This window comes from Clostridium sp. SHJSY1, from assembly GCF_031626875.1.
GTDB lineage: Bacteria > Bacillota > Clostridia > Clostridiales > Clostridiaceae > Clostridium.
The window spans coordinates 18218-38819 of record NZ_JANDMF010000024.1 but is presented as its reverse complement, the minus strand read 5'-3'; the positions used below and the strand labels follow the sequence as shown (position 1 = coordinate 38819).

The 20602-nt window shown below is 28.5% G+C and carries 19 protein-coding genes and 1 other annotated feature; of the genes, 4 read left to right on the top strand and 15 right to left on the bottom strand.

Annotation, left to right across the window (positions count from 1 at the left end; translation table 11 throughout):
* Nucleotides 1-80: 80 nt before the first annotated feature.
* The 3 genes from NNC19_RS12190 to NNC19_RS12180 all read right to left on the bottom strand — a co-directional run bounded on the left by NNC19_RS12190 (nucleotide 81) and on the right by NNC19_RS12180 (nucleotide 4507).
* Nucleotides 81-1610, bottom strand: coding sequence for a glycoside hydrolase family 28 protein (locus NNC19_RS12190; protein ID WP_310938934.1), 1530 nt, complete (start codon nucleotides 1608-1610; stop codon nucleotides 81-83).
* A 152-nt stretch (nucleotides 1611-1762) separates the two neighbouring features.
* Nucleotides 1763-3274, bottom strand: coding sequence for an MFS transporter (locus NNC19_RS12185; RefSeq protein ID WP_310938933.1), 1512 nt, complete (start codon nucleotides 3272-3274; stop codon nucleotides 1763-1765).
* 144 nt (nucleotides 3275-3418) lie between these two features.
* Nucleotides 3419-4507: a glycoside hydrolase family 88 protein gene (locus NNC19_RS12180; RefSeq protein ID WP_310938932.1), complete on the bottom strand. Its 1089-nt coding sequence runs from the start codon at nucleotides 4505-4507 to the stop codon at nucleotides 3419-3421.
* Between the two features lie 597 nt (nucleotides 4508-5104).
* Between NNC19_RS12180 and NNC19_RS12175 the strand changes: the two genes are divergently transcribed.
* Nucleotides 5105-6184, top strand: coding sequence for a hypothetical protein (locus NNC19_RS12175; protein WP_310938931.1), 1080 nt, complete (start codon nucleotides 5105-5107; stop codon nucleotides 6182-6184).
* A gap of 71 nt (nucleotides 6185-6255) precedes the next feature.
* Here the strand turns inward: NNC19_RS12175 and NNC19_RS12170 are convergent, their stop codons facing one another.
* The 4 genes from NNC19_RS12170 to NNC19_RS12155 all read right to left on the bottom strand — a co-directional run bounded on the left by NNC19_RS12170 (nucleotide 6256) and on the right by NNC19_RS12155 (nucleotide 8647).
* Nucleotides 6256-6867 carry a superoxide dismutase gene (locus tag NNC19_RS12170; RefSeq protein WP_310938930.1) on the bottom strand — a complete coding sequence of 204 codons (612 nt, stop codon included), beginning with the start codon at nucleotides 6865-6867 and terminating at the stop codon, nucleotides 6256-6258.
* An 83-nt stretch (nucleotides 6868-6950) separates the two neighbouring features.
* Entirely contained in the window at nucleotides 6951-7451 is a 501-nt protein-coding gene (locus NNC19_RS12165; RefSeq protein WP_310938929.1) for a GAF domain-containing protein, read from the bottom strand.
* A 17-nt stretch (nucleotides 7452-7468) separates the two neighbouring features.
* Entirely contained in the window at nucleotides 7469-7849 is a 381-nt protein-coding gene (locus NNC19_RS12160) for a VOC family protein (protein WP_310938928.1), read from the bottom strand.
* Nucleotides 7850-7894: 45 nt separating this feature from the next.
* Nucleotides 7895-8647 carry an alpha/beta hydrolase gene (locus tag NNC19_RS12155; RefSeq protein ID WP_310938927.1) on the bottom strand — a complete coding sequence of 251 codons (753 nt, stop codon included), beginning with the start codon at nucleotides 8645-8647 and terminating at the stop codon, nucleotides 7895-7897.
* Between the two features lie 309 nt (nucleotides 8648-8956).
* On the opposite strand from NNC19_RS12155, the gene NNC19_RS12150 reads away from it, so the two are divergent.
* A complete protein-coding gene (locus NNC19_RS12150; RefSeq protein WP_310938926.1) occupies nucleotides 8957-10186 on the top strand; it encodes an NAD(P)-dependent oxidoreductase in 1230 nt (409 codons plus the stop codon).
* Between the two features lie 80 nt (nucleotides 10187-10266).
* Here the strand turns inward: NNC19_RS12150 and NNC19_RS12145 are convergent, their stop codons facing one another.
* The 5 genes from NNC19_RS12145 to NNC19_RS12125 form a co-directional block, all read right to left on the bottom strand.
* On the bottom strand, nucleotides 10267-11283 hold the full coding sequence (locus tag NNC19_RS12145; protein ID WP_310938925.1) for a CAP domain-containing protein: 1017 nt from the start codon (nucleotides 11281-11283) through the stop codon (nucleotides 10267-10269).
* 327 nt (nucleotides 11284-11610) lie between these two features.
* Nucleotides 11611-12906, bottom strand: a complete 1296-nt coding sequence (gene hisS / locus NNC19_RS12140) for a histidine--tRNA ligase (RefSeq protein WP_310938924.1) — start codon at nucleotides 12904-12906, stop codon at nucleotides 11611-11613.
* A gap of 208 nt (nucleotides 12907-13114) precedes the next feature.
* Entirely contained in the window at nucleotides 13115-13933 is an 819-nt protein-coding gene (locus NNC19_RS12135; RefSeq protein ID WP_310938923.1) for a RelA/SpoT domain-containing protein, read from the bottom strand.
* Between the two features lie 177 nt (nucleotides 13934-14110).
* Entirely contained in the window at nucleotides 14111-14959 is an 849-nt protein-coding gene (locus tag NNC19_RS12130) for a DegV family protein (RefSeq protein WP_310938922.1), read from the bottom strand.
* 50 nt (nucleotides 14960-15009) lie between these two features.
* Nucleotides 15010-16131 (bottom strand): aminopeptidase, encoded by a 1122-nt coding sequence (locus tag NNC19_RS12125; protein ID WP_310938921.1) that lies wholly within the window; start codon nucleotides 16129-16131, stop codon nucleotides 15010-15012.
* A gap of 238 nt (nucleotides 16132-16369) precedes the next feature.
* Here NNC19_RS12125 and NNC19_RS12120 point away from each other — a divergent pair, with 238 nt between their 5' ends.
* Entirely contained in the window at nucleotides 16370-17107 is a 738-nt protein-coding gene (locus NNC19_RS12120; RefSeq protein ID WP_310938920.1) for a 3'-5' exonuclease, read from the top strand.
* A gap of 47 nt (nucleotides 17108-17154) precedes the next feature.
* On the top strand, nucleotides 17155-17304 hold the full coding sequence (locus tag NNC19_RS12115) for a hypothetical protein (RefSeq protein ID WP_310938919.1): 150 nt from the start codon (nucleotides 17155-17157) through the stop codon (nucleotides 17302-17304).
* A gap of 60 nt (nucleotides 17305-17364) precedes the next feature.
* On the opposite strand, the gene NNC19_RS12110 is transcribed toward NNC19_RS12115, so the two are convergent.
* The 3 genes from NNC19_RS12110 to NNC19_RS12100 form a co-directional block, all read right to left on the bottom strand.
* The gene (locus tag NNC19_RS12110) at nucleotides 17365-18741 is read right to left on the bottom strand and encodes a cation:dicarboxylate symporter family transporter (protein ID WP_310938918.1); all 1377 of its coding nucleotides are present in this window, start codon (nucleotides 18739-18741) and stop codon (nucleotides 17365-17367) included.
* Nucleotides 18742-18890: 149 nt separating this feature from the next.
* Complete coding sequence (locus NNC19_RS12105; RefSeq protein ID WP_310938917.1) at nucleotides 18891-19457, bottom strand: carbonic anhydrase; 567 nt, start codon at nucleotides 19455-19457, stop codon at nucleotides 18891-18893.
* 195 nt (nucleotides 19458-19652) lie between these two features.
* Nucleotides 19653-20279, bottom strand: coding sequence for a methyltransferase domain-containing protein (locus NNC19_RS12100; RefSeq protein ID WP_310938916.1), 627 nt, complete (start codon nucleotides 20277-20279; stop codon nucleotides 19653-19655).
* Between the two features lie 45 nt (nucleotides 20280-20324).
* Nucleotides 20325-20571, bottom strand: a binding site (T-box leader).
* Between the last annotated feature and the right edge of the window lie 31 nt (nucleotides 20572-20602).

The window sequence follows — 20602 nt, the reverse complement described above, 5'->3', positions numbered from 1 at the left end:
CTCATAATATTTTCTATATTCAAGTATACTAGATATAATAAATTATTCAATACATTAACTATAAAAATTTTCCACAGTCCTTATAATATTTCCTTAAATTCATTATTTACACTAAATGTTTTATCTTTTAGCATTTTTCCATTAACAAAAACATTTTTGAAAGTTATATTTTTTACATTTTGAAGTACAGCTTCACCTTTAACACCATTTAAAGAAGCATCTTCTAACAGAATATTTTCTATAGGTGCATGTTCAAATCCTTTTATGTATAGGGCATTTTTAGCATCTATACTTCCACCTTCAATTGTTTTTACATTTGATACTGTAATGTTTCTTAATGTAGGTTTGTGATTTCCTTGTATACCTTCTTCATAAAAAAAGTCAGCATGTATAACAGCAATCTTTGATTTATTTACAGTACTATTCTTAACATAAATATTTTCTAATTTCCCTCCACGTTCTGCATTAGTCTTGAATCTTATTGGATAATCTAACTCTTTACTATCAAAATAATTATCATGTGCAAATACATCATTTACACCACCTGAAATTTCACTTCCAATAGTAATTCCACCATGACCATCTTTAAATTCATTATTTCTTATTATAATATTTTCACATGGTACTCCAATGTTTCTTCCTTCATTATTTCTTCCTGATTTTATTGCTATACAGTCATCCCCAGTTAAGAAATAACAATTTTCCACAATCATATCTTTACATGACTCTGGATCAAACCCATCATTATTATATAGATTGGTATCAACTTTTACATTATCAACCTTTATATTTTCGCAAAGTACTGGATTCATCTCCCAAAATGGCGAATTTATTATTTTTATATCCTTTATTAATATATTTTTAGATTTATATGGTTGAATAAATGGTGGTCTTATAGTTGAAACATCATCTGTAAATATTCTCTCAGTTCTTACATCTGCATTTATTTGACCTAATTCAAATAATCTATCTCTTTGAATTTGTTGATCTTCTTCCCCAAAATATCCAAACTTCCATGGCATCCAGTTAAATTCATCTGCATTACCATCTAGTATACCTTTCCCAATAATAGCTATATTCTCTGCTTCATAAGAATATATAAATGGAGAGAAGTTCATCATTTCAACACCTTCCCATCTTGTATACACTAGTGGATAAAATTCATTAGTTTTATTTCTAACGAATCTTAATATAGCATTCTCTTCCACTTCAAGTACCACATTACTTTTTAATGTTATAGCTCCTGTATAATAAATATTAGGTTTATTAGATTTATCATTTCCTGGTATTACAACTTTACCACCATTATTTTCACTAGCTTCATCAATAGCTTTTTGTATTACATCTCCATAAAATTTTACTTCTTGAATATTCTTTATTAAAGACTTTCCAATATACAACTTGTCATTTTTCTGTTCTGATTTTGTACCTTTATATGGTCCATCAACATGAGTTAAATACTCTTCATTAACACTTCTAACAAGCTCAGCATATTCTGAATTTGTAATATTATATTCCTTTAATTTTTCCACATTAGGCATATTTTCATTAACTTTTTTCTCTATTCTATCGTATAAATCCTGATTCCATTCAAACTTTTTTAATTCCATAAATAAATCCCCCTAAGTATAATTTTTAATTATATAATAATTGTTAATTTTACATTACAAAACCATAAAAAATATAGCAGATAAACATTAAATTTATCTACTATATTTTATTAATTTAAATATTTACCTGTATAATATGAAATGTTTATTTTTTATGCATTAACTGTTTTTTTTGAATTGTATAATACATTATTATTTCCAAAACAATTTTCATAAGCAAACCCTGTTAATTCTTCAATTGCTATTTTAGCTTCTGGTGTAACTTCTGACTTAGCACCACCTGCTTTTACTCTATTAACTTCATCAACTAAAATTTTATGATTTTCTTTAGTTAATTTTAGTTTAATAGAAACTACCCAAGTAATACCAAGTAATATTAATGGAACCCCAATAGCCATAAATCCTATGCCTATTACAGCTGACTGTGGCTGTTCACCAGTACCTTTAACAAATCCAACCGCTGCCAATACAACAGTCAACAAAAGCTGTTCTATACCATACGAAACCTTAGACATAGCTCCATTAACACCTGAAAGTATACCTTCTCTTCTAGTTCCTGTTACAGCCTCATCTATATCAGCCATAAATGGTAATTGGAATACTGGTATATAGTCAACACCACCTTTACCAATTTCGTTAAATAGTTGAACTATAACCAATGCTGGAATTAACAAATTTGATCCTTTCATAAACATTAATCCAAAACTTCCAACACATCCTATCATAACCAAAGTAGAAGACATTCTGAAAGTTTTTGGCCCACCATATTTATAAGCAAGCCCTATAAACACTGTTAAAGCTCCAAAAGTAATCAATGTAGAAAAAGCTGAAATATAACCTGTAGCTTCTTTTGTTAATGATAAACAATACAATACATAGTAAGTAAATACAGTAGCAGCTAAGTTTTTATATACTCCAATTGTAAGCATCATAATTGTGTGAAGTCTAAATGACTTTACTTTTACACTTGAAGATATATCTAATCCTAGTTTCTTTATTACATGTCCTACCCCATGAATTTCCTCACCATAAACAATATCTTTTGGGTCACGTTCAAATGTGAATGCATAAACCACAAGTAAAGAAACTGCAAGTACAGCACCATACACAATACCTGTTAAAAGAAATGATGTTGGGTTATTTTCACCATACATACCAAACAAATATGCAGGAACCGCTGCAGCTATAGTTTGTGCTAGTGTTCCACAATATGACTTAGCAGCAACAAGTTTTGTCTTATCAACTGCAGTTTGTGCCATTTCTGCAGGTAATGCAATTGCAGAAACTATAATCATAGTAAATACCATTTCCCAAATCATATTCATTATAAAATAGTATGCAAAAGAATGTCCAACTGACCACAACATTGGATACACAATCAAAGATAATGGTGCACCAATTAAAACAAAGAACTTTCTTCTACCAAAACGTTTACCTAATTTAGTTCTTCCAAAGTTGTCACTAACAAATCCCATTACTGGATTTAGAATAGCATCAAGAAATCTTGTAACTGTGAATATAAACCCCGCTTGCACTATACTAAGATCACAAAGTTGAGTATAAAATATTGTCAAGTATAATTGCACTAATTTTTGCGATCCACTTCCTAAGAAATTAATAGATGCATAGCCTATCATGTGTTTGATGCTTATTTTTCTTTTCATTTTTTCTCCTCCAATTTAATAAATAATACCTTATGGCAATTTTAGGATTGATCGTAAGTATTAAAATACTCACGATCAACATTGTCTTATTAATATTGTAATAAATTGTTTTATCTTAATTTATAAACGACTAGATAATTCATCTTATTGTAACAAATTATTTTCTGCAGCCGCTAATACAAAAGGCCCTAACCCCTTAGGTTCATTTGCAACTATTGGCTCACTTATATAATAAGTAAATGATCCATCTCTATTGTCTTTTCCGCCAAGTCCAGCGACAAAGCATATTTTATTTAAATTAATGTAACCTTCTTCTGTTTCAAGAATAAATTCATCTACTAATCCTTTAAATGAAGCTTGTCCAAATTCTTTTAATTCTTCTCTTAAGTATCCAAGTCTTGCACCCTTTAATATAGCATATGAAATCATTGAAGATCCTGAAGCTTCTAAGTAATTTCCTTTTCTATCACCTTGATCTAATACTTGATACCATACATGACTATCCTTATCTGCCACTTTTACTAAAGCATCAATTGTATCTTGAAGTATCTTTAACATTCCAGCTCTATGTTTATTGTCTTCTGGTAGCACTTCTAAAGTATCTACTAATGCCATAACATACCATCCCATTGACCTACTCCAAAAATGTCTTGATAATCCAGTTTCCTTATTAGCCCATGGTTGAATTCTCGCATCATCATATGCATGATATAATAATCCAGTTTTTTCATCAATTAGATGACTTTTAGCAACAATAAATTGCTTAGCTATATCATCAAATTCTTTGACATCTCCGAATTCGTTTACATACATTGCATAGAAAGTTGCTCCCATGTATAATCCATCTAACCATATTTGTTCAGGATATATTTCTTTGTGCCAGAAAATACCTTCTCTAGTTCTTGGATGATTATTTATTTGTGTTCTTAATAATTCTAGAGCTTTTTTATATTTTTCTTCCTTTGTTGCTTTATATAAAGTCAACACAATTTTACCGTTATTTAAGTGGTCAATGTTATATTCATCCACTCTGTAGCCTCTAATACTTCCATCTTCTCCTATAAAAGTATCCATAGCGTCTTTTACATAATCAAAATACTTTTTATCCTTAGTTTGTTTCCAAACTTCAGCAATTCCATCTAATGTTAACCCAAACTCATAAGCCCAGTAACTTGTTAAATCTGTATTTCTTGCTATTATTGAATCGGCCATCCACTTTGCATAGTCTTTCATTCTAATAATCCCTCTCTTCTTATAATCATTAACACTTTGGAAACGTATTCCTTCCATGGTCTTATTATATTACCTTGTTATTCCAAAGTCAATAAGATTAGTATATTAGTTACATTTTTTTCACATTTTATTTCCCACACTTTTCTTTGACTATTTAATATTTTTTTGATTATAATTATATGCTTTATAATTAAATCTTTCTATTTCATTGATTAATAGAATAAAAATAACATTTTATTCTTCTAAAAGTCTATAAATTATTTCCCAGAAATCTACTTATTTTTTTCGCTTTAATCTCCAATTTTATTTTTACTGGTATACAAATTCGTTATATTTCAAACATATTTTACTTTTTATAACGTCAATTTTCGTACTGATTTTAATTATATATCTACTAAATTTTATGCAAGTATACAACTTTTATTCCTCAATATAGTAATAAAACACTCTTATTTTTAGATTTAATCTAAACAAAAAGTAATTATTTAGTTAAATTTTAGTATATTTGCAAGTGATTAAACTTATAAATTAAACATACAACTTATTGCCTTTTTATGAATATAATATTTATAACTAATTTAATTGGAGTTAATATAAATGTATAACAGAGAAGATTATACTCACGAAGATGATATGGATTTTGTAGATTTTGAATTTTCTCCTGTACCTTATGAATCGTTACAAAGAGAACCACCGTTTATACCTATTCCTGGTATCAATATTTCACCCGTAAATAATTACCCTGGTAAAAAATTTCCTCCACCAGACTTTGATTATCCTGGCGGAAACTTTAATCCACCTGGTACAGATTTTACTCCACCTGGTATGCCTAATTCACCACCACCAAATTATATTCCTAGCAAAAAAGATAAAGGAGTTCAAAGCTTTAGTTCAGAAAAAGATTCTATAGGAACTAAAGCAGTAAGTCCAAACTCAATAAGATTTTGTCTCTATAAGTTCACATATATATGGGAAAAGAATGGCAGAAGTTATTGGACTTTCTTATTTAATGTTAGTAGAGTTTCCGTATCAGGATTTAGATGGATAGGTCGTAATTGGGTTTATTTTGGATTATCTTTAAACAGAATTGACTCATTTGTATGCTATAGAACTATATCTGATGGTTATTGTAAAGAATGTAGCAATTCTAGAGAATATACAAAACCAATTGTAATTAACAAAAAGGACCATTACTTAAATAACACTAGGGATGTTTGTACTTATACTTTAACCTCTCTAGATATTCCAGAAGTAAAGGAAGATTCTATTAATCAAACTATAGGCTATATAGATGATAATAGTATCACAACTGAAATTCCATGTGTCAAGACTAGAAATACTAGTTATAGAATAGACTTAGAAATAAGCTATCCAAGTAACTATGATTCTACTTTCAAAAAAGAAATAAACAACTTATGTGATGAATCAACTGCTGATCTTTACAAAGTAATTTATTCTACAAGAAGTGCTCTCGATGATTCTACCCCTTTAGAAAATTTCAACGCTTCTTTAGCCTTGATACCAGAATTGCTTAATTCTTTTACAAATTCATTTACCTCTAAATTTAGCCTTATCAATTCATCTAGAATTAATCCTGATATAACTTGGACTATTAGAGAAGAAAAAATTCAAACCGATTGGAAACCTTACTTCAACAACATTAATATGTATAATTAAAACAATATAAATTATTAAAGAGAAAACTCCCAAGACACTTTTCTTAGGAGTTTTCTTTATATATTTTATTTTCAATCACAATGTTCAAAAAGCCCTTGAATCTTTTCCCAATCAATTACATTCCATATATTTTTAACATAATCTGGTCTTAAATTTTTATATTTTAAATAATATGCATGTTCCCACACATCTATTGTTAACAAAGGAATATATCCTTCACTAAGTGGAGAATTTTGATTCATTGCAGTCTTAACTAATAATTTATCTGATTTATCCTTTACTAAAAAAGCATAACCAGATCCAAATTGTACAATTGCAGCTTCACTTATTTGTGTTTTTAATTTTTCCAAATCACCAAAAGTTTTATTTATCTCTTCTAAAAATTTTCCATCAGGCGATTTTTTTGCTTTAGGTGATAATATTGAAAAATATAAATTGTGATTTTCTACTCCTCCACCATGATTTATTACTCCTTGTCTAATTTTTTCTGGTACTTCATCTAAATTAGCAAGTATATGGCTTAATGTTTTTCCTTTAAAGAAATCTTCATTTTCCTTCACAAGCCCATTCAATGTATCTAAGTACTTTTGATGATGCTTTCCATAATGTGTTTCTACTGTCAGAGCATCAATATATGGTTCTAATTCATTATACTCATAAGGCAATTTTATCTTGTCAAACATAATTATCACTCCTACTTTAAATTTATCTATTCTAAAGTAGTTTTGTGCTAATATAAAAATTCTTATACAATTTTTATTTCATATTAAAATATTTTTTCCCAATTTATATGTCTATTCATAATCTCTACAGCTTTTTCTAAATATTTTTGTTCCACTGCTGTAAATCTTTCAAATTCATCACTATCCAAATCTAATACTCCATACAAAACATTATCTTTAACTATTGGTATAACCACCTCTGAATTTGATGCTGCATCACAAGCTATATGACCTTCAAATTCATGTACATTCTTTATTAGTAGTGTTTCCTTTTTATAAGCAGCTGTACCACACACACCTTTACCAATCTCTATCTTTGTACAAGCAGGCATACCTTGAAAAGGTCCAAGTATTAGGTCTTTACCTTTCACAAAATAGAAGCCACACCAATTCGCCCTACCTATCAATGCATTAATAAGAGCTACTCCATTACAAGCTTTCGTTAAATCTAAGTCATCTCCCTCTACTAATCCCTCTAACATTATTAGCATAGTGTCTAATTTACTTTCTAAAGTCATATTTTCAAACATTTTTACATCAAACATATTTTTAAAATCCTTTCTTATTCATATATTTCTAAAGGTAATCCATCCGGATCACTAAAAAAAGTAAATGTCTTCTCTGTAAATTCATCAACTCTTATAGGTTCTACCTCTATTCCTTTATCTATAAGCTCTTTTACCACTTTTTCAACATTATCAACTTGAAAAGCTAAATGCCTCAAGCCACAAGCTTCTGGATAACTTAATCTCTTTGGACTATTGGGAAAAGAAAACAACTCTATTTGATTTTTTCCAAGCTTTAAATCAAGCTTATAAGAATCTCTTTCTTTTCTATAGACTTCTCTAATAACTTCTAATCCTAATATTTTTGTATAAAATTCTTTTGATTTTTCATAATTTGAACAAATTATAGCTACATGATGTATATTATTTAATACCATATTCATCTGCTCCTTGTTTACTCTAATAATTTTAATTTATTAACTTTAAAGTTTGTCTAACATTTTTATCGTTTCTTTTACTGCTGTATTTATTTGCTCTTCTTCACTTATAGTTGCCTCATTATCTCCAGATTGTTCTCCATAATCACCAAATTGTGCATGATTTCCACCATCTATTTCAATAAACTCTGTATCTTTGGGAAGTTTAGCATCTTTTATTTTATCTATGTCTGCAACTCCATCTTTACTTCCCCATATACTTAATACCTGTTTATCGGCCTCCTCAAGTTCCTGACCTTGAGGATAGGATGCATATAAAACCAATCCTTTTATCTTTTCATCTTTTGCAGCATAATTACTTGCCATAACTCCCCCTAAGGAATGTCCACCTATAGCCCACTTATCTATCTCTGGATATAAATCAATAACTTTCTTTGCTTCATCTGGTGAAAAAATAGCAAAATTTAATGGCATTTTAACTATAATCACTTTATATCCCGCTTCAGCTATTTTTTTACACATTGGAGAATATGCTTCTGGTTCAACCTTAGCTCCTGGATAAAAAATCAAACCTTTTGTTGATGTTTCATTTTGAGGTGTAAAAGTTATATAATTATCATCATTTACTTTTATAACATCATTACTTTTAAGCGCTGCTGCTGCAACTCCTTCATATTTATATGATTTACTCATCCATAACAATATACCAGCACAAAGTACTAAAAATATTCCTATTACACATAATACAAACTTTCTTAGCTTTCTATTTTTCTTAAAATTTAAATTTCCTTTTTTCAACTAGTACCCTCCTTAAAAATTTATCATATTATCTAAAAAATTCTTGAGTAGCATAAGCTTTATCATTAAACTTTTAACTGTTATTAGATTACCTTCCAAATCATTATGATTAAAACTATACTTGTTACAAATAGTAACGATTTTCTTGTTCTCCCACACTTATTCCCCTTAATTTGTGTTTTCTTCAACTAAAATCCTTCTAACAAATATATTTTACTGGTTGATTTAATTTCTTGTATATTTTATTATATACAAAAGGTGATATTTATTCAAAGCAAATGATATCATAACATATAAGTAGGTGAGTAAATGAATAATATTTTAAATGAGGCTAATAAATGCCTTATATGTAAGAATGCTAGATGTCAAAAAAATTGTCCAATTAATACTCCAATTCCTGAAATAATAACACTTTACAAAGAAAACAACACTGAGGAAGCTGGAAGAATTCTTTTTGAGAATAATCCATTATCAGCTTTATGTGCAATAGTATGTCCTCACGAAGATCAATGTAGAGGAAACTGTATTAAAGGAATAAAAGGAGAACCTGTACGTTTTCATGATATAGAAAAAGATATTTCTACTAGTTATCTTGAAAATGTTAAATTAGAAAAACCTGGAAGTAATGGAATAAAAGTTGCTGTTGTAGGTTCAGGTCCTGCTGGTATAACAGTTGCTTTTGAATTAGCCCAAAAAGGGTATGAAGTTACTATATTTGAGAAAAATGAGAAAATAGGTGGTATTTTAACTTATGGTATACCTGATTTTAGGTTGCCAAAAACATATATTACACTTCTTGAAAAACATTTAAAGGACTTAGGCGTAAAAATTAAAATTAACTCTTTAGTAGGTCCTGTAGTAACATTGGATAAATTATTTGAAGATGGTTACAAATCAATATTTATTGGTACAGGAGTTTGGAATCCAAGAGCTTTAGGTATTCCTGGTGAAAGTTTAGGTCATGTGCATTATGCTATTGATTATTTAAGAAGTCCTAAACTATATGATCTTGGAGATAATGTAATAGTTTTAGGAGCAGGTAATGTATCCATGGATGCGGCTAGAACAGCTAAACATTATGATTCAAAGAATGTATGTATAGCTTATAGACGTGACATTGAAGATATGCCAGCAACTAAACAAGAAATTCAAGAAGCAAGGGAAGATGATATTACTTTTAGCACCTTCAAAGCCCCTGTTAAAATAGTTGATGAAGGCATAATATTAGCTGATACCAAAAAAGTTCAAAATGATGATGGAAGCACTTCTATCATTACTGTAGATAATACTGAAAAATTGTATAAGTGTGATTCTATTTTAATCGCAGTTGGTCAAACTCCTAGAAATACAATTGTAAAAAACAATCCAGGATTAGAAGTTAAAAGAGGTGGATTACTTCTAACTGATGAAAATGGACAAACAACTCGTGAAGGAGTTTTTGCTTGTGGTGATGTAGCTCATGGTGCTAGTACTGTTATTGAAGCTGTTGTAACTGCTAAGCAAATTTCTGAATCTATGGATAAATATTTAAAAATTTAATCTAGTTTTAAATATACTATAGGTGAGCTATTCAAAATACAAGTTAACTTTCCATTTTGAATAGCTCACTTTTTGTATTTTTATCTAATAAATTCTTGTGTTGCATAAACTTTGTTTCCAATTTTATATACTCCTACACCTATCCCTGAAAACTTATTAGATAAAATATTAGCTCTATGACCTGAGGAGTTCATCCAATTCTTCATAAATTGATTAGCTAAAGCATTTGGATCTGATATTCCTCCTATGTAGGCAATATTTTCTCCCCAAGCGCTATATTTAACTCCATCTTTTTGCATCTTTGCTGTTATAAGTTTTCCTTGTGGATCTTGATGACTAAAATATTTTCTATCCCCCATATCTTGAGATTTAATTCTGGCATATTTCTCCATAGTCTTGTTGTATGACAAACTTTTTACTCCAGCTTTAGCCCTTTCTTGATTTACCTTTTTAAATATTGCTTGCTCCACTTGAGCCATAAACTTATCATTAGTAGTCTTTGTAGCTGCAGGTGTTTGTTCTGGTGTAGTAGTTGTATTTGGTGTTTGACTACTATTTGATGGTTCTGTTGGTGCTTTTGTTGTTTGATCTTGGACTGGTGTTGTCGGTGCTGGTGTTACTTGCTGTTCTGATGGTGCTGTTTGTTCTGGTGTTGGTGTTGTTTCTGGAGCTGGTTCTATTAGTGTTGGTTCAGTTGTTTGGGATTGTTCTTGTAAACTTTGTTTATTTTCCTCTGTTTCTGTTACTTGAGGAACTTCTATATTATCCTTAGAATTATCTACTGTTTCTTTATTACTTTCATCTTCTTTTATGCTATTTCCTATATCTAACTGTAAATTATCATTTGTAATATTATTCAATTGTGTTTCTTCTCCAAATGCTTGCTGAAAGAAGCTTTTTACACCCTCTGTAAGATTATTATAACCACCATCAAAAAGATATCTAATTAATCCTTTTTTTCTTACTATATCCTTTTCAGTATTACTTTGCTCTGAATATGAATATCCAGTAGTACTACTCTCTAATGCATTAGTCGTAATTCCCATTTCATAAAATAATGAAACTCCAATTACTACTGCAATCAACTTCTTTTTCATTTGTACCACTCCTTTTTATTTAATTTTTATTAAATAAAATTTAATTATTTAGGTATTTAAATTAATATTACTAGTTATAGTTATATGCAATTTTCCTATTTTATTTATAGTAGATACTTTCTATCTATAAATAAATAATCCTAGTATCTATTTATATAACTTTTTTGGAATTAATTAAAAAAGAACAATATTGACTGTACTAATTCTAAATTTAAAATTTATTTATTATCCTCTTAAATTTCCTACAAACTATTTATTTTTATAAAAAAATACTCTATTTAAATTCACAAAATATGAATTTAAATAGAGTATTATATTAAAACTTTGTTATATTTCGTTTATTGATTTTAAACTTTCTTCTCCACTAATCATGTCTTTGATCTTTACTACTTTATTTAGCGCTTCATCATCACCCACTAAAATAACTTTATTAACACCTAATTTATCAGCATAATTAAGCTTTTTCTTAAGCTTTCCATCTTCAAGATATATTTGAGAAGTTTTTCCTTGGCCTTCTAATTTTCTAAAAATTTCTCCACAATATTCTAATGTATCACCTATTGGAATTATTAGATACTCTACTGGATTTTTAACTTCATATTTATCTAAGAAACCAATTTCTCCAAGAACAAAAAACAATCTAGTTAATCCTATAGAAATTCCTACTCCTGGTAAAAGCTTATCTGTATAATTTTGAGCTAGATTATCATATCTACCACCTGAACATATCGAACCATATCCTTCATTGTCAATTAAGAAAGTTTCAAAAACTGTTCCTGTATAATAATCTAATCCTCTTATTATTTTTAAATTTATTAAATATTCCTCTTCATTTACTCCTAGTATACCTAACATTTTTGTTACATTTTCTAATTCATCTACTCCAGATTTAAATTTTTCATTTTCTAAATTTAATGATTTAAGTTTTTCTATAACTTCACTGTTACTTCCTGAAATACTCATTACACCATTGATAAAATTGCTTTTCTCTTCTCCAACTAAGTCTTTAAGATTTTTTTCAAATTCTTCTTTTCCAATTTTATCGTATTTATCTATTAAAATCATTACTTCTGTTGCTTCTGTAACACCTATTTCAGTTAATATTGATGATAAAATCTTTCTATTACTTATTTGAAATTTATAATCTTTTAATCCAATAGCTTTAAATCCTTTTGATACCATACTTATAACTAAGGCATCATTACTAATACTAAGTTTTTCATTTCCTATAATATCCAAATCACATTGATAGAATTCTCTATATCTTCCTCTTTGATTCCTTTCTCCTCTATAAACTTTTCCTATTTGATATCTTTTAAAAGGGAAATTTAAATCATTGAAATATTGTGCTACATATCTAGCTAAAGGTACTGTTAAATCAAATCTTAAAGATAAATCATTACTTCCTTTATTAAATCTATATACTTGTTTTTCTGTTTCTCCAGCTGATTTTGCAAGTAAAACTTCTGATTTTTCTATTATTGGTGTATCCATTGGCAGACACCCATTTTCTGCATATACTTTTGTAATTTTATTAACTATATCATTAAATTTTTGTTGTTCTTTTGGTAGTAATTCCATGAATCCTGGTAATATACTGGGTTTCACTTTATTATTGTTCATTTCTTTCTCTCCTTTTGCTTATAAATATACAAAACCATTTTACTTTTTATCTATATATAATTAATTATTATATAATATCCTTGTTTAATAATAAAACTTTACACTAATAAGATTCATTATACAACATAATATAATTAAAATTCTACAACATAGAAACTAATGCTATTAAAAAGCTTCTATATTTTTTTTGATTGTCTCTTATATTTATTTACAAAGTTCTTTCCCTTTCTTCTACCATATTATTTAATCTCTCTATCTCTAAACGTTGTTTTTCTAATAGATTTTTATAATATATTTCTTTATTACCCCATTCTTTCCCCAAGTTGTTTATAAGCGAAGCCATTTCATCTGCACTTCCAACAATTCTGTTAAATAGTAATAAATTTGATTGTAATATTTCAGGAATTTTATCATGAGAGTATCTTAATCTATGATCTATCTCTCCATAACCTTCTTCAAATATTGTTCTTACTTGAATTTCAGCAATTACCTTTTTGTTAGTAGGATAAAATTCTACTAAATAATGAACAGAACGATAACCAGATATTCTTGAACATACCTCTATATTTAACTCTCTAAATATTTCAGTGTTATCTCCTTCTCTTACATTTGCAGTTACCTCCATAACATTCCAAGTATTCATTATAAATTCATGAATATCTTGCCATTGATCTTTAAATATATGTATAACTCTTATTCCAATTAGATCATTTATCTCATTTTTATAGTTATCTATTGTAAACTGAAAATCACTACAATACTTTTCTTTTCTATTTTCTGTTTTTCTTATTATTTTTTCTATTAATCTATCAGGATCTTTAATTCTTGACTTAACTGAATGAACCATACTTTGAGATCTAAGTATATTAGCTATAAAATCAGCTTGACTTTCATAAGAAAGTTTACACTCCATATAATCATCATAAATTTCTTTTAAATTATTAACATCTATATTGTTTTCAGTAATCTTTTCATTAATATATGGGTACTTAATAAAAAATTCTTCTATGTTAAAATTTTTTTTCATCTTTTTACCTCTTCATTATCTAAAATCATATCTATAAATAAAAGCAAGTAATGCAAATTTCAAATTTGTTTCCATTACCTGCTTTTATTATACATGTTCATTCATTAATTTACTCATACAAAAGAAGATAATAAATCAATAATTCAGTGTATTGACTTATTATTTTTGAAATACACCTTATTTAGTATAATATGCAACCCCTATGCTCCCTGGCCCAACATGTAAACCTATAATTGGTCCTATATATTGAGTAGTTACTGGAACATTTAATTTCTCTTCTAGTCTCTTAGCAAGCTCATAGCCTTCTTCTTCACAATTTATATGATGCACTATTATTTCTCCTAGTTCACTTTCATTAACGTCTGTAAGCACCTTGTTTACAATCATATCAATTGCTTTCTTTTTTGTTCTCACCTTTTCAAAAACTGTAGTTTCTCCATTTTCTACAGTTAGTATAGGTCTAATTTGAAGTATTGTCCCTAATAACGCAGAAGCTTTACCTATTCTTCCACCTTTTTTGAGATATGTTAATGTATCTGGTACAAATAAAAATCTACTATTATCTCTAACCTTTATAGCCTCACCTATTACTTCTTTAATGCTCTTTCCTTCTTTTGCAGCTCTAGCCGCTTGTAGTACTTCATATCCCATTTGCATACAATTTGTCTTTGAGTCTATGATTTCAATTTTAGCATCTGGATATTCTTCAAGAATCATTTCTTTAACTAAGTTTGAACTTGAAAATGTACCACTCATATTAGATGATAAAAATATTCCAACAACATCATTATCTTCTTTTACTTTTTCTTTGAATACATTCAATATATCCTCTATTCCTGGTTGAGATGATGTTGGTATTTGCCCTGATTCATCCATCTTCTTGTAAAATTCTTCATTATTTAATTCTACCTCTTTATAACTCTCTCCATTAAAAATAACATTTAGTGATACCACAGAGATATCATATTCTTTAATAAGTTCTTTTGGAATATAACTTGTGCTATCTGTCACTATCTTTACTGCCATATTTACACCTTAACACCTTTCATTATATTTCAATATATTCTAAATATAATTTATTTATTATTTAAAACCTCTTCTATTAGATAACCATCCTTATAGAACAACTCACCATCGGCATATATTTCTCCACCATTTCTCATATCACAAAGCATATCCCAGTGTATTACAGATCTATTTTTTCCGCCTGCTTCTGGCATAGAATCACCTATTGCCATATGAATAGTCCCACCTATCTTTTCATCAAAAAGCATATTTCTTGTGAATCTTTTTATTCCATAGTTTGTTCCAATTGCAACCTCTCCAAAGAAACTTGCTCCTTCATCTGTTTCTAATAAAGTTTTTAAAAGTTCTTCTCCTTTTTCAGCCTTAGCTGATACTACTTTCCCATTCTTTATTTCAAGTTCTATTCCTTCTATTTCTTTACCTACATAAATTCCAGGGAAAGAAAATCTTATATGTCCATTTATACTATTCTCTATAGGTGAAGTAAATATTTCTCCATCAGGAAAATTCTCTTGCCCATCACAATTTATCCACTTTCTATCCTTAACTCCTACAGTAATATCTGTTCCTTCTGATATTATGTGTAATTCACTTTTAGTATCTAAATATTTTACCCATTTTTCTTGTTCAGCACTGATTTTTTTCCATTCTGCTACAGGGTCATCTTTATCTAAAAGTCCAGCTCCATAAACAAAATCTTCATATTCATCAAGACTCATTGATGCTTCTTGTGCATCTGCAAGCGTAGGATATTGAGTTCCACACCATCTAAGTGATCCATCTCCAGTTCTTTCAGAATAGCTCTTTCTCCATCTTTTAGCTCCTATTGTAGATGCTTGCAACTTTTCTGGAGGAATATTGGTGTTATTTCTAGTATTCCTGCTCGCCCAAGCACTTAGCCATACATCAACTTCTGCTAAAACAGTTTCAAAAATAATACCTTCCTCTTTAAGTTGTTCTTCTGTAGCATACTTTAACTTTATCCTCTTAGCTTCTTCTGATTCCAATTTATATTCTACATTTCCACCAGCTTTAATAACTTCTTTTACCACTTCTGCAAGCCAAGGATTTGCCACTTCATTACAAGATACAAAAACTTTATCTCCTGATTTTACCTTCGTTGAATAGTTTACCAATAACTTAGCAAGTTTACTTAATCTTTCATCTGCCATAACTATAGCACCCACTTTCATATTATTTACAATTTTATACTCTAGTTATATTTTACTTTATTAATTTTCAATAAACAATAATTGATACAAAAACCTAAAACAATTAACTAATTATATCATAAACTTCTATATGATATTCCAACCTATAAATTATATAAATTTGTAAAATACCTTGATATATTACACAAACCGCTTTAATATATATTTATAAATTGACTTTGAATTTAGGAGATTTAAAATGAATTATATAATATTTGATCTAGAATTTAATCAAAAACATCCTGATAATAAAAATACTAAATCTCCCTCTCTAATGTTCGAAATTATTCAAATAGGTGCTTTAAAGCTTAATGAACAGTTAGAAACTATAGGTTCCTTTAATTCATTAGTTAAACCTACTGTACATACTACTATCCATCCTTATGTGGAAGATTTAACAAGTATTACTACAGCTCAGGTTAGCATATGTGAAACCTTTCCTAAGATATATGAAAACTTCTTAGACTTTATAGGGACAAATGATATAATTTGGGGAGTATGGGGATGTGATGATATAACACAATTTATAAAAAACATAAGATTTCATAACTTGTCAGATTCAAATCTGTCAAAAAAATATATTGATATTCAAAAGTATGCTTCAAAATATTGTAATTATCCTACAGGTTGTAAAATAGGTTTAAAAAATGCAGTTACTACTTTTAATATACTTAGCCAAGATGAATTTCATAATGCTTTAAATGACGCCTACTATACTTCTGAAGTTTTTAAACGAATTAATAATAAAAAAATTAGGCCTAAATTATATTCATATCCACTTACCAAAAGAAATTCCTCTATAAAAGAAACTATTAACACAGTTGCTTTAATTAATCAATTTGAAAAAATTTATAGAAGAGAAATGACTAACGAAGAAAAAGAAATCATAAAACTTGCTTATATGATGGGAAAAACTAAACAATTTATTAATGAATAAATCCCTTCTGTTATCACAAAATAGATAATGATAGGAGGTTGATAAAAATGAATACTCAAGATGATGTACAACTACATAAAATTGCAAAGGACATGATTATTGCTGGTGAACCTTTTGAAAAAATCATGGAAAAGACTCATTTAAGATTAAAAGACCTGAAAAGAATTCAAAGTGAAGAAATCGACTCTCACTTTTAATATTATTAATATTATAAAGAAGGCTAACCCAATTGGTTTAACCTTCTTTTAGCTTGTCTACTAATTATTATTGAAAATTTCTTTATCCAATTCATTAAGAGAGTTACTTACTGTAACAGCTGCAACCATTGAACCATTAACATTAAGTGCAGTTCTTCCCATATCTAAAATAGGATCTATTGCTAATATAGCTCCTGCTAATGGAAAGTATGATCCCATTCCCATACCTGATATTACAACCGAAACTGACATTATTGCTGTTCCAGGTAATCCTGCAATTCCTAGAGAACTAATTACAATTATAACTACTAACATAGCATAAAAACTAAAATCCATTGGTGTACCTGACATATTTGCAATAGTTATTGACATTAATGCTGGATATATAGCCGCACATCCATTCATTCCAATATTAGCACCTAAACTTCCTGCAAAACTTGAAATACCATTTTCAACTCCTACTTTGTTTGTTAAAGTTTCTATTGTAACTGGTAATGTTCCAAGGCTAGAACGTGAAGTAAATGCTAAGATTAATGGCTCAATAACATTCTTCACATACTTAATTGGGTTTAAACCATTCAATGCAATTATTACTAAATGAATAATGAATACTATTATAACACTTATGTATAATGCAATTATGAAATTAACTACATTTAATATAGCTGATATTCCTTTACCTGCAATTGTATTAGCTAATAATGGTATTACTGCATATGGCATAAATTTAATTACTGTCATTGCTACACTTGTCATTATTTTATAAAATGCTTCTATCAAATCTACAGCTGGTTTTATAATTTCTGAATGCTTTTTGTTTAACCTCTTAATTGCTATTCCTATAAAAGCTGCAAATATAACAACTGCCACTATATTAGCATCTGCCATAGCCTTAACTGGGTTAGATGGAAGAAGTCCTAATAATGTATCTACAAAAGAACTAACTTCTTTCATTTCTGCTTTGCCTTGTACTGATTCTGCCCCTACTCCTAATTTGAATAGACTACCAATAATAATAGCTACTATTGAAGCAATTGCTGTTGTTCCCAAAAGCACAAACATTGATCTTCCCGTAATCTTTCCTAAGCTTTGCTGCTCTTTCATATTTATAATAACTTTTAAAATTGAAAGAAATACTAATGGAACAACTAACATTTTTAATAAAGACATAAACCCATTACCAAATAAGCTATACCACTTTATCACTTCTGATATCCATTTAACCTCTGATACATCATTTGGAAATCCAGCAACTAGTTGAATAACTAATCCAAGAATTAGTCCTATAAGAGTAGATATTATCATACGTGTTGAAAACTTAAACTTTTTCTTCTCTAATATTCTAGCTCCAAAAAATATTCCTATTAAAATCACTATAAATAATATCGTATTAATGCTAGTAAGCATAATAAAATTTGTAAAAAATGTACTATCCATAATTCTCCTCCTATTGTTTTATTTAACTCATATATGTTATATAAGTTTAGTATGTATTAAATAATAACAGTTCTCATTATTCATGTCAATGTAAATATATTACATAATAATAAAAGAGCATATCAGAGATATGCTCTTTTATTATTTAGTTATTTATCTTTATATCCATTAACAACTACATCTAATTTTCCTGTCTCAGGAGATATTACCAATCCATGTACAATAATATCTTTAGGAATTAAAGGATGATTTTTTATTTGCTCAACACTATCTTTTATAGATTCTTCAATAGAATGAAATCCTACTAACCACTTTTCAACATCGATTCCAGAATGAAATAATGTATCTATGACATCATTAGATATCCCTCTATCTGTCATTTTTTTAATTAATTTACCTGTGTCTAAGTTACACATACCACATCCATGGTGGCCAACAATTAAAATCTCATCAACATTAAATTCATATATAGCTACCATAATACTTCTTGTTATACTTCCAAATGGATGCATTATTGCAGCCCCTGCATTTTTTATAATTTTAGCATCTCCATTTTTAAGATTCAAAGCTTTTGGTAATAAATCTGTCAATCTAGTATCCATACAAGATACAACAACTATTTTTTTATCTGGATTTTTTGACGTTGCATACTGTTCATAAGTTTTGTCTTCAACAAATTTACTATTATAATTAAGTATTTCATCTAGTTTTCGCATAAAAACACCACCCCAATAATATTATTTTTATTATTATATCACAACTAAAAATAATATCTAGCTTAATTTAACAACAATGGACTCTAACTTTTCTGATAGATTTATTAATTTTATAGTTATCTCTTTAATTTCTTCCATGGAATTATATTAGCAAAAAGTAGAGTTTCCCCTACTTTTTTGACTAACATTAATAATTTATTTTTTTGCAGTAGCTATAAAAATGTCGGTTTCTGTATATTCTCCTTTACTAGAATATCCTTTTGCCTGTAATCCAGTATTTTTTATAGAAATATTTTTAAATCCACTATTATCTAGCCACTTCATTATTTGATTATTGCTAAAGCCTAACCACTCATCATACATTTCAATCTTAGCCCATTCCCCACTGTGTTCATAAACATCAGATATTATTAAATTGCCTCCCTTTTTTAAAACTCTGTACATTTCTTTCACTGCTTTTTCAGCATCAACCACATGATGTAATGCCATATTTATAGTTATCACATCAATAGATTCATCAAAAATAACTAATTCATCTAAAGATGACTTCACAGGATATACATTTTTGTACCCTTTCCTTATACTTTCTTTTTTTAATTCTCTAAGCATATTAATAGATTGATCTATTGAAAAAATTATACTTGGATTTTTAGCAGCCAATCCTAATGATATGAATCCTGTTCCACATCCAAAATCTCCAACTACTTTATTTTCAATGTCTGCATTTTCTAATATTTTTTCTCTAAGCTCATCCCTAAAATATTCACTTCTAATTTCATTCCACTTAGGAGCTATGTCATCAAAATATTGTTTTGAACTCATATAAAATTTCCTCCTTTAAAAAATAAAAAACTCCTACCTCTAAATTATAGAGGCAGAAGATATTCCGCGATTCCACTCTAATTACTATTAAAAAACCTCTAATAGTATCTCATAACTCTAGTACATATAATACTATGCCTCTATAACGGGAGTTCCCGCTGCTATCTACTAATATTTTCAAAGCAGTGCTCAAAGACGCATTCACATAACTTCCATTTAAAGTCTTTTTCAGCCTTGAAGACCTTTCTCTGGTAATTTTCATTATGGTACTATTTCTTCTCAATGCATATTAACTTATATTTCATATAGGTTTTATATCTTAT

Excerpts from the sequence above, each read along its gene's own strand:
- NNC19_RS12190 (WP_310938934.1), bottom strand. The coding sequence starts at position 1,610 with ATGGAATTAAAAAAGTTTGAATGGAATCAGGATTTATACGATAGAATA.
- NNC19_RS12185 (WP_310938933.1), bottom strand. The coding sequence starts at position 3,274 with ATGAAAAGAAAAATAAGCATCAAACACATGATAGGCTATGCATCTATT.
- NNC19_RS12180 (WP_310938932.1), bottom strand. The coding sequence starts at position 4,507 with ATGAAAGACTATGCAAAGTGGATGGCCGATTCAATAATAGCAAGAAAT.
- NNC19_RS12175 (WP_310938931.1), top strand. The coding sequence starts at position 5,105 with ATGTATAACAGAGAAGATTATACTCACGAAGATGATATGGATTTTGTA.
- NNC19_RS12170 (WP_310938930.1), bottom strand. The coding sequence starts at position 6,867 with ATGTTTGACAAGATAAAATTGCCTTATGAGTATAATGAATTAGAACCA.
- NNC19_RS12165 (WP_310938929.1), bottom strand. The coding sequence starts at position 7,451 with ATGTTTGATGTAAAAATGTTTGAAAATATGACTTTAGAAAGTAAATTA.
- NNC19_RS12160 (WP_310938928.1), bottom strand. The coding sequence starts at position 7,849 with ATGGTATTAAATAATATACATCATGTAGCTATAATTTGTTCAAATTAT.
- NNC19_RS12150 (WP_310938926.1), top strand. The coding sequence starts at position 8,957 with ATGAATAATATTTTAAATGAGGCTAATAAATGCCTTATATGTAAGAAT.
- NNC19_RS12145 (WP_310938925.1), bottom strand. The coding sequence starts at position 11,283 with ATGAAAAAGAAGTTGATTGCAGTAGTAATTGGAGTTTCATTATTTTAT.
- hisS (WP_310938924.1), bottom strand. The coding sequence starts at position 12,906 with ATGAACAATAATAAAGTGAAACCCAGTATATTACCAGGATTCATGGAA.
- NNC19_RS12135 (WP_310938923.1), bottom strand. The coding sequence starts at position 13,933 with ATGAAAAAAAATTTTAACATAGAAGAATTTTTTATTAAGTACCCATAT.
- NNC19_RS12130 (WP_310938922.1), bottom strand. The coding sequence starts at position 14,959 with ATGGCAGTAAAGATAGTGACAGATAGCACAAGTTATATTCCAAAAGAA.
- NNC19_RS12125 (WP_310938921.1), bottom strand. The coding sequence starts at position 16,131 with ATGGCAGATGAAAGATTAAGTAAACTTGCTAAGTTATTGGTAAACTAT.
- NNC19_RS12120 (WP_310938920.1), top strand. The coding sequence starts at position 16,370 with ATGAATTATATAATATTTGATCTAGAATTTAATCAAAAACATCCTGAT.
- NNC19_RS12115 (WP_310938919.1), top strand. The coding sequence starts at position 17,155 with ATGAATACTCAAGATGATGTACAACTACATAAAATTGCAAAGGACATG.
- NNC19_RS12110 (WP_310938918.1), bottom strand. The coding sequence starts at position 18,741 with ATGGATAGTACATTTTTTACAAATTTTATTATGCTTACTAGCATTAAT.
- NNC19_RS12105 (WP_310938917.1), bottom strand. The coding sequence starts at position 19,457 with ATGCGAAAACTAGATGAAATACTTAATTATAATAGTAAATTTGTTGAA.
- NNC19_RS12100 (WP_310938916.1), bottom strand. The coding sequence starts at position 20,279 with ATGAGTTCAAAACAATATTTTGATGACATAGCTCCTAAGTGGAATGAA.